This is a genomic window from Rhodococcus sp. C26F (genome assembly GCF_053345925.1).
In genome coordinates this window covers 1-12,721 of record NZ_JBKFBA010000020.1, presented here as the reverse complement: position 1 = coordinate 12,721, position 12,721 = coordinate 1, and the positions used below count along the sequence as shown (strand labels likewise).

At 67.2% G+C, this 12,721-nt stretch carries 12 protein-coding genes and 1 rRNA gene; 2 read left to right on the top strand and 11 right to left on the bottom strand.

Annotated elements, in window-relative coordinates; all coding sequences use genetic code 11:
- Positions 1–19: 19 nt before the first annotated feature.
- From ACLBYD_RS18885 to ACLBYD_RS18845, 9 genes are all read right to left on the bottom strand, one after another.
- Positions 20–1,282 carry an MlaD family protein gene (locus ACLBYD_RS18885; RefSeq protein WP_447817608.1) on the bottom strand — a complete coding sequence of 421 codons (1,263 nt, stop codon included), beginning with the start codon at positions 1,280–1,282 and terminating at the stop codon, positions 20–22.
- The gene (locus ACLBYD_RS18880) at positions 1,279–2,397 is read right to left on the bottom strand and encodes an MlaD family protein (protein WP_447817607.1); all 1,119 of its coding nucleotides are present in this window, start codon (positions 2,395–2,397) and stop codon (positions 1,279–1,281) included. The genes ACLBYD_RS18885 and ACLBYD_RS18880 overlap by 4 nt, the downstream gene beginning before the upstream one ends.
- Complete coding sequence (locus ACLBYD_RS18875) at positions 2,394–3,500, bottom strand: MCE family protein (protein ID WP_447817606.1); 1,107 nt, start codon at positions 3,498–3,500, stop codon at positions 2,394–2,396. The genes ACLBYD_RS18880 and ACLBYD_RS18875 overlap by 4 nt, the downstream gene beginning before the upstream one ends.
- The gene (locus ACLBYD_RS18870; RefSeq protein ID WP_447817605.1) at positions 3,497–4,519 is read right to left on the bottom strand and encodes an MCE family protein; all 1,023 of its coding nucleotides are present in this window, start codon (positions 4,517–4,519) and stop codon (positions 3,497–3,499) included. Before ACLBYD_RS18870 ends, ACLBYD_RS18875 begins: the two co-directional genes overlap by 4 nt.
- A gap of 4 nt (positions 4,520–4,523) precedes the next feature.
- Complete coding sequence (locus tag ACLBYD_RS18865) at positions 4,524–5,561, bottom strand: MCE family protein (protein ID WP_447817604.1); 1,038 nt, start codon at positions 5,559–5,561, stop codon at positions 4,524–4,526.
- Complete coding sequence (locus ACLBYD_RS18860) at positions 5,558–6,874, bottom strand: MlaD family protein (protein WP_447817603.1); 1,317 nt, start codon at positions 6,872–6,874, stop codon at positions 5,558–5,560. Before ACLBYD_RS18860 ends, ACLBYD_RS18865 begins: the two co-directional genes overlap by 4 nt.
- Positions 6,875–6,876: 2 nt before the next feature.
- Positions 6,877–7,731, bottom strand: coding sequence for an ABC transporter permease (locus ACLBYD_RS18855; protein ID WP_447817602.1), 855 nt, complete (start codon positions 7,729–7,731; stop codon positions 6,877–6,879).
- A 2-nt stretch (positions 7,732–7,733) separates the two neighbouring features.
- The gene (locus ACLBYD_RS18850) at positions 7,734–8,567 is read right to left on the bottom strand and encodes an MlaE family ABC transporter permease (protein WP_120281239.1); all 834 of its coding nucleotides are present in this window, start codon (positions 8,565–8,567) and stop codon (positions 7,734–7,736) included.
- A 386-nt stretch (positions 8,568–8,953) separates the two neighbouring features.
- Positions 8,954–9,583 (bottom strand): TetR/AcrR family transcriptional regulator, encoded by a 630-nt coding sequence (locus ACLBYD_RS18845; protein WP_447817601.1) that lies wholly within the window; start codon positions 9,581–9,583, stop codon positions 8,954–8,956.
- Between the two features lie 227 nt (positions 9,584–9,810).
- On the opposite strand from ACLBYD_RS18845, the gene ACLBYD_RS18840 reads away from it, so the two are divergent.
- Both ACLBYD_RS18840 and ACLBYD_RS18835 read left to right on the top strand, forming a co-directional pair.
- The gene (locus tag ACLBYD_RS18840) at positions 9,811–11,106 is read left to right on the top strand and encodes a cytochrome P450 (RefSeq protein ID WP_447817600.1); all 1,296 of its coding nucleotides are present in this window, start codon (positions 9,811–9,813) and stop codon (positions 11,104–11,106) included.
- Positions 11,096–11,860, top strand: coding sequence for an SDR family NAD(P)-dependent oxidoreductase (locus ACLBYD_RS18835; protein WP_447817599.1), 765 nt, complete (start codon positions 11,096–11,098; stop codon positions 11,858–11,860). The genes ACLBYD_RS18840 and ACLBYD_RS18835 overlap by 11 nt, the downstream gene beginning before the upstream one ends.
- Before the next feature lie 99 nt (positions 11,861–11,959).
- Here the strand turns inward: ACLBYD_RS18835 and ACLBYD_RS18830 are convergent, their stop codons facing one another.
- Positions 11,960–12,466, bottom strand: coding sequence for a putative immunity protein (locus ACLBYD_RS18830; RefSeq protein WP_447817669.1), 507 nt, complete (start codon positions 12,464–12,466; stop codon positions 11,960–11,962).
- Between the two features lie 167 nt (positions 12,467–12,633).
- Positions 12,634–12,721 (bottom strand): 5S ribosomal RNA (gene rrf, locus ACLBYD_RS18825); the annotation flags it as partial.

Here is a 12,721-nt window from a genome sequence, read left to right as displayed (position 1 = left end):
CACGATCGTCGGGCACAGGTCAGTTCGGCACTGTCGGTCCGCCGTACTCGAGTGGGACGCTGTACGGTCCGACGGGAGCCGGGTCGGACGTACGGAGCGGATCGACGCCGGGTGGGATGGTCGCGGCGCCCTCCTCACCGGGAGGACGTGGCGCGTTGCGCGCGCCGCGCACGAGCGTCGACGGGTCGGGGTCGGTGCAGTAGGTGTACAGATACGGCTCCGGATGATCCGCGATCGTCGGTGGGCGTCGCGGCAGGTCGTAGTCGCACGAGTTGCGGGGGTAGATGTTCACCAGCGCCCAGATGCCGCCGTCGCGGAAGGCGGTCATGAGCGCTTCGAGCGTCGATCCGTCACGATCGCTCGGGAAGAAGAATTCGTTCAGGGCGGGCACGCGCACGTGCGCCATCTGCGCCACCGTCGTCAGGTTGCCCAGCAGTTGCACCATCGTCGGCGAGTTCTCCGCGAGGAGAGCGTCGACGGAGTGCATCGTCGCCGGTGTCCTGTCGACGAAACTGCGGAATCCCTCGTCCATCGCTTCGACTCCGCCGAGCAGGGTCGACATCTCCGCCGACATGCCCTGCAGTCCGGGTGCGGCGTCCGCGAGTGTGCGGAGCACGATCCTGCCGGAGCGCAACAGCGAGACCGTCTGCGGCAGAACTCCGTCGAGCGTCGAGACGAGGAAGGTTCCACCCTCGACGATGTCGGTGAGTTTGCGCGGACCGTCCGGTCCGACACCGAGTTCCTCCACGATCACCCGCAGCGAGCCGGGGTCGATCTGGGCGAGCATCCCGTCGAGGTCGTGCATGAGGGTCGACAGCGGAACGGGTGTCGAGGTGTCCTCGGCCGAGATCTCGGCACCGTCCTCGAGATAGGGGCCGTCGTCGCGGTCGGGACGCAGGTCGAGATACTGCTCGCCCGCGAGCGACAGGCCCGCGACCCGGATCTCGCCGCCTGTCGGAATCCGTGCCCGCGAATCGATCTCGGCGACTGCGACCACCCCGTCCTCCGTCAGGTCGACGGACGAGACCGTGCCGACGGGAACACCCCGCAGCGTGACGTCCCGGCCGGGTAGCAAGCCGCCCGACTCGTCGAAGTGCACCCGGATCCGGTAGGTCTCGGCCGTCGGGTCCGCGTCGAACACACCGAACACCAGGTAGGCCGTTCCGACGACGAAGGTGGTGGCGAGGGCGACCACGGACAGTCCCAGCCGACGCGCGTAGCCGTACCGCACCCCCGCGACGATGCCGCCGGCGGTGACCTCGAGGGGGCCGCGGCGGCTCACGGGCCCTCTCCGTCCAGTCGCTGCTGCAATCGCATCAGCGTGTACGTCAGTGTTCCCACGAACGCCTGCCAGTCGGTCTCGTCGGGCAGGCGGCTTCCCGGATCCCCCGAATGGCCCGGCGCGGGAACGGCGCCGATCACCAGCTGCTCGAGGTCGGCATCGACGTTCGCCGACGTGCTGTTGGTGACCCGCATGATCGGTGCGAGCAACCGGTTGACCGAGTTCAGGCTGGCGTCCGGATGGGTCGCCGCGGTGTTCAGCTGTTCGGCGATCCGGTCGAGGTCCGCGAGGGTGCTGCGGGTGTCGGTGCCCTGCACCGAGGGGAACCGTCCCATCTGCTGTCCGATCCGGTCGACCTGACCGACGAGGTCGAGCAGCTGCGCGGTGTCGGCGGCCACGACGTCGAGCGCCGGGCGCGCGGCCAGCATCACCTCGTCGATCGTCGATCGCCTTTCCGCGAGGGTCACGATGAGCCGGTCGGTGCGGGTCAGGGACTCCTCGATCTCGGCGGTGCGTGCGGTGATGAGGCCCGCCAGCCGCGTCGACTCGTCGACGAGCGCCCCGAGCCGGTCGCCGCGGTCCCCCACCGCTTCCCCCAGCCCATCGACGATCTTCGTGAGGTTCCGCAGCGCTCCGCCGTTGACGAGCACCGATGCGGTGGACAGCACCTCCTCGATGGTCGCCGCTGCCGCAGTCGACGACAACGGGATCGTGTCCCCCGGTGCGAGAGCCGCGGCACCGGTCGCATCGGCCGGGGGTTGCAACGAGACGAACACGTCACCGAGCGGCGTGGCCGATCTCAGCTCGGCGCCCGTTCCCACCGGGACGGACACGTCTTCGGCGATGCGCATCGTCACGATCGCGGAGTACTCCTCCACCCGCATGGACGCGACCTCCCCGACGTCCGCACCCGCGAGCTTCACCTTGGCCTTCGTCGGCAGGTTGAGCGCGTTCTCGAAGGTCGCGTGGAGCGGATAGGACTCGCCACCCACTCCCGGTTCGGGAAGGGGAAGACTCTCGAGGCCGACAGAGCAGGCGGTGGTGCCGAGAACCGACGCGGCGATCGTCGCGACCACGGCTCGTGCCCGTCGCCCGCTGGTGTGTCGGTGTCTCATCGTGGCAACCCCGCGATCCCTTCGAGCATTGAGGCGATGCCGAAGCCCGGGCCGAAGTCCTTGAGGTTCCCGGAGGTGCACCCGAGATCGCGCATCTCCAGCGCCGCGCATACCTGGGAGACGAGATGCCCGTCGAAGAAGACCTTCTCGAGCTGGGCGTGGACGCGGGCCGCACCGTGCTCCTGGTCGATCGCGTTGTACGCGTTGCCGAGGAGAAGCGGTGACAGATCGAGGAATTCGGCGACCTCGTTGCGGTAGTCGACGAGCGCGCGGGTGACCGATTCGGCGTTCGTCACCGCCGAGTGCACCTCGTCGCGGTGGGTCTCGAGCAGCTGCTCGGCGTGCGCGAGGATCTCGTTGAGTTTCGTTCCGGTGTCGCCGGTACCCACCCGAGCGTCGGCGAGCACCGTGCTGAGTCTCCTGGTGGCTTCGCCGAATTCGCGGATCTCGACGTCGTTGGCGGCGGCGATGTCCGCGAGGGCGGAGAGGTTGTCGACGATGGTGGTGATCTCGTTGCCCGTCACCGCGCCCTTCTCGGCGCTCATCCGCAGTGCGTCCGACAGGCGGCCGAGAGCGGCCCTGATACCGACGCCGTTGCCCACCGTCATCCCGGCTCCGACGTCGAGCAGTCGTGCCACCGGTCCGTCGCCCGTCCCGTCGCCCTCGAGTTCGAGGGCCAGGGTGTCGGCCATCGCGAGCAGGCGGTCGAACTCGATCGGGGTCCGGGTCCGGTCCAGGTCGATCACCGCGCCGTCCGCGAGGGTCGGTCCGCCCTGGTAGGCGGGAGTCAGTTCGACATGCCGGTCGGTGAGCACGGAGGTCGACACGGCCACCGCCCGGACGTCGGCAGGTACATCGACACCGGCGTCGATCTCCATCGCGACCGCGACGTGGGTGCCCTGCGGCTCGATCGTCAGCACGCGCCCCACCGGTATTCCGAGGATCGACACTTCGTTCCCCTCGTACAGACCGGCGGCATTGTCGAACCGTGCGGTGACGGTGACAGGCCGATCCGGAGACAGGACCCGGTCGAACACGAGGGCTCCCGCCAGCGCGACGACCGCGACCAGCACGATCCCCTTCACCAACCGTTTCACCGTCATCGGCACTCCCCGAGATAGTCGCGCAGGCTCGGCTCGCCGGTGTGCCCCACGAGGGCGCACATCCAGGAGTCGATCATCGGTCCGGCCGGCGCCGTGAAGTCGACCTCGTTGCCCGTCCCCGACGCGTTGGTGAAGTTCCGGAGCGGGACGGGCAGGATCTGGAGGATGTTGCGGAGCAGCGCGTCGTTGTTCGCGAGGGTCTGCAGGAACTCGTCGAGATCCGCGATCATCGCGTCGACGTGCGTCCGGTCCTCCACGACGACCGAGTGCAGGGAGTCCACGAGGCGAGTGGTCGAATCGAGCAGTCGCTGAACCAGATTACGGCGGTTCTCGAGTTCGGCGAGCATGCTGTACCCGTCGCGGACGAGGACACCGAGGCTGTCCTGCTGGGCGCGCACGATGGTGGTGATCGACGCGGTCGCCTCGAGGATCGACCCGATCTGTCTGCGCCGGTCGGCGAGAGTGCCGGAGAGACTCTCGATGTTCTGCAGGACCTGCGGGAGCAGTTCGGGTACGCCGTGGAGTTCGTCCGCCATCAGCGTCATCGTCTCCCCGAGGCGTTCGGCGTCCACCTGCTCGAAGGTGGTCGTCGCGTCCGCGAGCAACTCCTGCAGATCGTAGGGCACGACGGTGTTCTCGAGGGGGATCCTGTTGTCGGCCAGGGGTTCTCCTCCTGCGGGTTGCAGTTCGAGATAGCGGGATCCGAGCAGCGTGGTGAGCTTGATCGACGCCACGGTGCCGGATCCGAGTTCGACGTCGCGGTCGATGTCCATCGCCACCACCACGTGATCCCCGGCAAGTCGCGCTCCTTCGACGGTTCCCATCTGGACGCCGGCGATCGTCACGGCGTCGCCCGCGCTGATCCGGGCCGCCTGCGCGAACTCGGCCTCGTATCGCACGGAGGAGAATCCGATGCGGGAGACGACGACGGTGGCGACCAGCGCGAGGGCGATCACCACGACCGTCACGGTCCCGATGACCAGGGGATTGCGATCTTCGAGGGTCGGTTTCCGTGTCACGATCTCACCTGCACACCTGGGAATGCGTGATCCGCCCTTCGGGCGTGACCTCGGAGACGACGGACGGGATGATCGATCCCACTTCGGGGATCAGGGTGACGTTGAAGTTGCACAGGTAGGTGTTCAGGTAACTGCCCTCCTGGCTGACGCGTGCGAGGCCCTTGAGCAGCCCCGGCAGGTTCGCCCCGAAATATCCGAAGCTGTCCTTGTTGTCGAGGAAGTGACGGGTGAAACCCGGTTGGCGGCTGATCATCGCGTGCAGATCGGGTTGCACCTCCCGGCTCATCGCCGCGATCCGGTCGACGGTCGCCGACAGGGAGTCGAGGGAGCCGATCGTCTCGTCCTGTCGTGCCGACAGTTCGGAGAAGATCGCACGAGCACTGGTCAGGACGGCATCGACGTCCTCGCTCTGCGTCGCGAGGTCGCCGATGACCGCGTCCAGATTGACGATGATGTCGCCGAGGATCCGGTCGGGTTCGGCGAGCGACTCTGCGAGACGGGACGTTTCGGCGACGAGGGCCGTGACGGCACCACCGTCTCCCTGCAGTGCCGCGATGATCGCGCTCGTGATGCGGTCGACCTGTTCGGGATCGAGCACGCTGAACAGGGGCTCGAATCCGTTGAGCAGCACGGAGATGTCGAACGACGGATCGGTGCGTTCGAGGGGGATCTCCCAGTTCTCCGGGACCGGCGCCCCGGAGCCGCCCTCTCCGCGGGAGAGTCCCAGATATCGCTGGCCGATGATGTTCTGGTAGGTGATCGCGGCCTCGGTGTCGTCGTGGATCGTCTGCCCGGTCTCGATGCGGAACGCCACCCGCGCGGTCGACCCGTCGAGTTCGATGGCATCGACGCGTCCGACCCGCACGCCGGCCATCCGGACGTCGTCACCCACCCGCAGGCCGGAGACGTCGCTGAAGACCGCGCGGTAGCCGGCCGTGTCGCCGTGGACGTTCCGCTGGAGGGTGACGACCACCGGCCACGTCGCCGCGAGGGCCAGCAGCAGGAACAGGACGAGGCCGATCAGCGGCTTGCGGTAGCTCACCTCGGGCCGCTCCCCTCGTCCGGGAGGATAGAGATCATCGCTCCGCGCGCCACCGGTCCGAGCAGCACTTCGGCGGCGGCCGACGGATCGCCGCCGAGAAGGGCACCGAGCAGCTTCTTCTCCTCGTCGCTGCCGACCGGGCCGACGTTGCCACCGGACGGGATGCTGCTGAGCACCTGCGTTCCGCTCCGGGGTCCGGTGTTCATCGACGAGACCGGGGGTGCCCCGGTCTCGGGTGCCGTCTCGCAGCTCGGGCCGGCCAGGTCGCCGTAGCGGGGGCAGTCCGCGCGCGTGTACATCCGGTGCGGCGTGAACTGGAAGATGAACTTGCCCATCCCGCGCGGTGCGCCGTAGGGCCAGAAGGTTTCGAACCACTTGTCGGAGATGCGACGCATCCGTGTGGTGATGCGTGGGAACTCGTCGGCTCCGTCCGCCATGACCCCCAGCACCGGCGTGAGGGAGGTCGTCACACCGATGACCTGGTCGATGTGCTTCTCGAAACCGTTCGCCACGTGGTCGAGCGTGGTGGCACTCGCCGCCAGGAACCTTCCGAACTCCGCCTGCTTCTCCGCCAGAGTCCGCATGGGGACCACGGCATGGTTGACGGCGTCGAGCAGATCCGGCGCGGATTCCTGCAGCCCGCGCACGGCATCCGAGAGTGCGACCAGCGTCGAGGGTCCGCCGTCGGGGGTGAGGACCGCTCCGAGTTCACGGACCATCCGGTCGAGTTTCTCTCCGGCGGCGACGATGTCGGCACCGCGGCGATCGGTCGCCTCGGCCACGGTGGCGAGGATGCCGAGGGTGTGCCGGGTGTCGACGTGGGCGGTCGCCGCGGTGATGTCGCGGAGTTTCGTCAGCGCGGTCTGCAGTTGGACGGTCTCGAGGCCGGTGTCCTGCAGAATCGTCGCCCCGGCGGTCAGGGCGGGTGCCGGACCGTTGTCGACGAGTTGCACGGACGACACCGCGAACACGTTGCTCGGCACGACCCGTGCGGTGACGGTGTTCGGAATCGAGTGCGCATGTTCGGGTTTCAGCGCGATCCTCACGACGAGGGAGGACGTGTCGTCCGGGCGGACGACCTCGCCGACCTCACCGACCAGCACGCCCCGGAACTTCACGTCCGAGCGCGCCGGGAGTCCGTCGCCGATGTCCGAGAGCACGGCCTCCACGTCGACCGTCCGAGTGAATCTGCCGTCGGCCTTCGCCACGACGGCCCCCACACCGAGGACACCGAGGAGCAGTGCCACCGCACCCGCAACGAACAACCTGGTGGAGGTCACCCGTCCGACGTCGCTCTCGAGCAGGATGGCCATGCCTACCCTCCGAGCCTTGCGCCCGAACCGATGCCCCAGAGGGCGACGGTCATGAGGAGGTTGACCACGATCATCGCGGAGATGCTCGCCCGCATGGCGCGGCCGGCCGCCGTTCCCACACCCTGCGGCCCGCCGGCGGCGTAGAAGCCGTAGTAGCACTGGATGGTGGTGGTGATGACGACGAAGACCACGGTCTTGAGCAGTGAGTAGGCGATGTCGGTGCCGTTGAGCACGAGGGAGAAGTAGTGGCCGTAGGTGCCGGCCGACACTCCCCCGGTCAGCCCGATCACCGATTGCACGGCAACGTAGTTGACGGTGAGGCAGACCAGATACAGCGGCACCACCGCGACCACCGAGGCGAGCAGCCGGGTCGTGACCAGATACGGGATCGACCGGATCGCCAGCGACTCCATGGCGTCGATCTCCTCCGAGATACGCATCGCACCGAGTTGGGCGGTGAACCGGCACCCGGCCTGCGCGGCGAACGCGAGCGAGGCCATGATGGGCGCGAGTTCGCGGGTCGTGGCGGTCGAGGACACCATGCCCGTCGCGGGTTCGAGTCCGAGCAGGTGCAGAGCGTTGTATCCCTCGATGGCCACGATCGCACCGGCCGATGCACCCAGGACGATGATCACCCCGGCCGTGCCACCTCCGACCACGAGGGAGCCGTTACCCCAGGTGACGTCGGAGAGGATGCGCAGGAACTCCTTCCGGTAGTGACGCAGGGTCATCGGGATCGCGGCCACGGCACGCAGGAGGAAGACGACCATGTGGCCGAGACGCTGGACCGACCGGATCTGTGCCGTCGCGACGACGACGAGCGGCCGGGTGCCGGGCGGGAAGTAGCGGGACGCCATCGTCAGAACCCCGTCTTCGGGAACAGCAGCACGTACAGCTGCGTGAAGGCGACGTTGACGATCATCAGGAGCAGGATCGACGCGACGACGGTCGCGTTGACCGAGTCGGCGACGCCCGCCGGCCCACCGCGCGTCGACAGCCCCTTGTGACAGGCGACGACCGCGACGATCGCCCCGAAGACCGCCGCTTTGATCATGGTCAGCACGAAGTCGCCGATCGTCGCGAACGACGCGAACGTCGTGACGAAACTGCCTGGCGTTCCGTTCATCACGAAGGTGTTGAAGATGTATCCGGAGAGGAATCCGACGAAGCAGACCAGGCCGGTGAGGGCGAGACCGACCACCACCGCGGCCACCAGGCGCGGCACCACGAGCCGTCGGACGACCGACAGGCCCATCACCTCCATGGCGTCGATCTCGTCGCGGATCTTGCGGGATCCGAGATCGGCACAGACGGCGGAACCGGCCGCCGACGCCATGAGCAGGGCGGCCACCATGGGTGCGCCCTGCTTGATGACCGCGAGACCGCTCGCCGCGCCGGCCAGGGAGGTCGCGCCGACCTGGCCGGCGAGCAGCCCGAACTGGATCGACAGGGTCACCCCGATCGGGATCGCGACGAACATCGTGGGCAGTGCGGAGGCCGAAGCCATGAAAGCCGCCTGACGGACGAACTCGGCGAACGGGAACCTCAGGGTGGCGATGTCGAGGATCAGGTACTGGAGGGCACGGATGCCCAGCACACACTGACCACCGACGGTTTCGAGCGCCGCCATCGGGTGTCGCCGGAGGTAGCCGCGGGCCCACGCGCCGATCTCTTTCGTGGCCGTCGTGCTCATCGCGGCCTACCGCACCGATCCGACATCGAGCACACCCCACCGTCTCGACCCCCACCTCGTAGGTGTCACGGCTGCTCCCCTCCAGGAGTAGATGAGCGTGGACGACACCGACCATCGAACGGTCGCAAGCATCGCCGAAACAGATTGTGTTCGCAGACTTTTCGAGAATTTTTCGAGATCCGGCACGACGAGCGCATCGTCGACCGGAGCGCACGGGCGGGACCGGCCGATGCCGGGTCACACTCGGTGGCGCAGCGCCTCGGCGACCCGCGGGCGATCGGGTGCCGAAGCCGGGCTGTCCGCCCGAGCCAAAAGTAGAATACTATTCTCGTAGTTGCAATACACGATTTCGGAGGACTTCGGTTTCCAGTCCTTACCGAGGCTTATCAGGCCAGGTCACGGCGCTGGAAAGCAGGTTCTGCTCCGCCGCTATCGGCACCACCTTCGAGCATCGACAGGCACCACTCGACGAGTTCGTAGGTCTCGGCATGACCCGCCGTCAGGCCGAGGGACTCCTCCATCACGAGCACTCGCGAGATGCTCGTCATCAGCACCGACAGCACCACGGGAGGAATCCGGGTCAGGTCGTATCCCGACCGCGCGAGAGCGGTGCGTGCGGCATCCCGCTGCCCGACGCGGAACAGCTCCGAATAGCGCGCGATCTCGGAACGGAGCGCGTCGCGATGACGCGCCATCGCGATGAACTCCATCGTCACGGCCACGGCGGCGGGATCGGTACTGAACTCCCAGAGAGCCCGAAGAGGGTTGGGGGACTTCGCCACTTCGGCCTGGACCGCCAGGCCCTCCTCGGCGCGCCGGCGGAACATCTCGAGGAAGAGATCGTCCATGGTCCGGAAGTAGTAGTGCACGAGTTGCGGCTTGAGCCCGGCACGTTCGGCGACGCGTCTCGAAGTGACCGCAGCGTAGCCTTTTTCGAGCATCAACTGCTCGGCCGCGTCGAGCAGAACGGTCCTGTTCTTCGCATCCGGCGAGCCGATCCGCCTCGACGACGTCATCCCCTACCTCCGTGGTAGTCGGCGTCCGCTTCGCGCGGCCGGTGCGGCGCACCGATGCGTGCTCATCGTAACCACACCGGCGAGTGTGCTCTTGACCACATTCGGCCCCCGTGCTATCCATATGACCAGCACTGCTAGGCAGGCGCTCAGCATCGGGCGAGGCTGGCGTTCTCATCGGAAAACACCGCAGTTGCGCACCTCGTGTGCGCACGACGTCAGGAGCCCGAGTGAACGACTTCGATTCCAAGGATTTCTTCACGGATCCGTCCTTCATCCCCGACCCGCATCCCTACTTCGATCACCTCCGTTCGGAATGCCCGGTGCGGTTCACCGGTCCCCGCAACGTGGTCGCGGTGACCGGATTCGAGGAATGTCTTGCCGTACTTCGTGATACGGCGACGTACTCGAACATCAACGCCGCGACGGGACCGTTCCCCGGCATGCCGTTCGAGCCCGAGGGCGACGATATCGGCGAACAGATCGAACGTCATCGTCCCGAGATCCCGCTGAACGAACACCTCGTGACGATGGATCCGCCCCAGCACACCCGTGTCCGGCGTCTACTCGGTGGGTTGTTCACCCCGCGGCGCCTCGCCGAGAACGAGGACTTCATGTGGCGGTTGGCAGACCGTCTGATCGACACTTTCCACGAGTCCGGCAAGGTCGAACTGCTCCACCAGTACGCACAACCCTTCGCCTTGCTCACCATCGCCGATCTCCTCGGCGTACCGGAGGAGGACCACGCCGCCTTCGTCGCCCACCTGTCGACGCAGACACCCGGGGCGATGGCCGAGGACGGCGCCCTCGGGACCAATCCGCTGGAGTTCCTGGATTCGAAGTTCTCGGCCTACATCGAGGACCGGCGGAAGAATCCGGGGAAGGACGTCCTGTCGATCCTCGCCGGCTCCACCTACGCGGACGACGATACTCCCGCGGTCGTCGATCTCGTCCGGCTCGCCACCTTCCTGTTCGGTGCCGGGCAGGACACCACCGCACGCCTGATCACCGCGGCGTTCCGGCTCATCGCCGAGAATCCCGACCTGCAGAAGCAACTTCGCGAGGATCGCAGTCTCGTACCGCAGTTCGTGGAGGAAGCGCTCCGGCTGGAAGGTCCGGTCAAGAGCGACTTCCGACTGACCAGGAAGAAGACGAACCTCGGAGGCGTCGAGATTCCGGCGGGCACCACCGTCATGGTGTCCCTGCCGGCGGGCAACCGCGATCCGCGCAGATTCACCGACCCCCACGAGTTCAGGATCGATCGGGAGAACTCGCGCGAACACATCGCGTTCGGTCGCGGTGTCCACTCGTGCCCGGGCGGTCCGCTGGCCCGGGTGGAAGCACGTGTCACCGTCGAACGTCTCCTGGACCGGCTCGGCGACATCCGGATCTCGGAAGAGAAGCACGGACCCGCCGACGACCGGCACTTCACCTACGAACCGACCTACATCCTCCGCGGACTGACCGAGATCCATCTCGAGTTCACTCCCGTCTCCGTCACGGAAGGAAGCGCCCATGTCCACTGAGCACAACACAGCAGATCGGGTGGTTATCGTCTCGGGCACCGCGTCCGGCATCGGGCGAGCGATCGCCGGAGAACTCGCCGGACGCAACCACCCCGTGGTCCTGCTCGACCGCAGCGGCGACGCAGTCCGAGCCGCGGCGGACGAACTGGCGAACGACGGCGCTCGGGTGATCGGGCTCGAGGTGGACGTCTCGGATCGGGCGAGCGTGGATGCGGCCGTCGAGAAGGCACGCGCCGAACTCGGCCCGATCTCGATCATCGTCACGAGTGCCGGCATCCAGGAGAGCGCACCGTTCGGTGAGATCACCGCGGAGTCGTGGCAGCGGACTCTCGACGTGAATCTCACCGGCACGTTCAACACGATCCAATCGGCGCTCCCCGATCTCCTCGAGGCGGGGTGGGGGCGCATCGTGACCATCTCGTCGTCGAGCGCGCAGTCCGGCGCACCGGATCGAGCACACTACGTCGCGTCCAAGGGCGGGGTCATCGCGCTCACCAAGGTCCTCGCGTTCGAACTGTCGCCGAAGGGCATCACCGCCAACACGATTCCACCGTCGATCATCGACACACCGATGGCGCGGGCCGAGGACCAGCCCGGTCAGTTGATCGACCTGGACGTGCTGGCGACCATGACTCCGGTGCGCCGCACCGGCACGCCGCACGACGTGGCCGCGGCGGCTGCCTTCCTGTGCACGGACGACGCCGGCTTCATCACGGGGCAGGCCATCGGCGTCAACGGTGGTTGGTACCTGTAGTCGCGATCTTCCGGACGCCGACCGGTGGGATGGGCACCGGTCGCGGGGGATGGGAATCCGGAGGGGGACCCGAGCATCGGGTCCCCCTCCGGATGTCGTCTAGGGCCGACGACGTAGAGACGCATCCAGTGCACTCATCAACTGTCCGACGCGACTTCTCGACGTGGGGGCGAGCGGATATCTGGAGAGGACGTCGACCACGACGGCAGTCGCGCGTCGCCGGGCGTCTTCGAGCACGTCCTCCGCGGCTCCCGGGTGGCCATCCGTACGGAGTTCGGCGATGCGCGCGGCACTCGCTGCGGCACGCAGGATGTGCCCGACCTGAGTGGCCTTCGCGATCGGGTGCAGATAGGCAGCCGCCGCGGCATCACCGGCGCACCGTGCGGCAAGGGACGCCACTTCGGTCGGTGCGTCCTTCGCGGCTCGGTGGGCATCCAAGGCGGTGACGCGCTGGAGTCGCGTTCGTCGCGCACCGTCGACAAATTCCCGTGCTGCGTCGAGTGCTGCACGTGGACGACGGTCGTCGGGCACGAACTCCTCGAAGACGGGGAGCACGGCCTGTGCACTCTCCGCCACGTATCGGGCAACCGCTCGCAGTTCGTCCATGGTGAGTTCGAAATCACCGAATACGCTTGTCGCCGGCTCGATCCGTCCCACGTCTCCGAGCATAGATCGGCCGGATGTGCGCATACGAGAAAAGGGGACCCGCGAAAGCGGATCCCCTTTTCAAAGCCGAAGACCCCCAACAATGTTGGGGGTCTTCGGTAACGGGTGTTCGGCGGTGTCCTACTCTCCCACACCCTGTCGAGTGCAGTACCATCGGCGCAGACAGGCTTAGCTTCCGGGTTCGGAATGGGACCG

Bases quoted from the DNA above. Each gene is read 5' to 3' on its own strand.
- ACLBYD_RS18860 (WP_447817603.1), bottom strand. From the start codon at position 6,874: ATGGCCATCCTGCTCGAGAGCGACGTCGGACGGGTGACCTCCACCAGG.
- ACLBYD_RS18845 (WP_447817601.1), bottom strand. From the start codon at position 9,583: ATGACGTCGTCGAGGCGGATCGGCTCGCCGGATGCGAAGAACAGGACC.
- ACLBYD_RS18830 (WP_447817669.1), bottom strand. From the start codon at position 12,466: ATGGACGAACTGCGAGCGGTTGCCCGATACGTGGCGGAGAGTGCACAG.
- ACLBYD_RS18880 (WP_447817607.1), bottom strand. From the start codon at position 2,397: ATGAGACACCGACACACCAGCGGGCGACGGGCACGAGCCGTGGTCGCG.
- ACLBYD_RS18875 (WP_447817606.1), bottom strand. From the start codon at position 3,500: ATGACGGTGAAACGGTTGGTGAAGGGGATCGTGCTGGTCGCGGTCGTC.
- ACLBYD_RS18835 (WP_447817599.1), top strand. From the start codon at position 11,096: ATGTCCACTGAGCACAACACAGCAGATCGGGTGGTTATCGTCTCGGGC.
- ACLBYD_RS18850 (WP_120281239.1), bottom strand. From the start codon at position 8,567: ATGAGCACGACGGCCACGAAAGAGATCGGCGCGTGGGCCCGCGGCTAC.
- ACLBYD_RS18855 (WP_447817602.1), bottom strand. From the start codon at position 7,731: ATGGCGTCCCGCTACTTCCCGCCCGGCACCCGGCCGCTCGTCGTCGTC.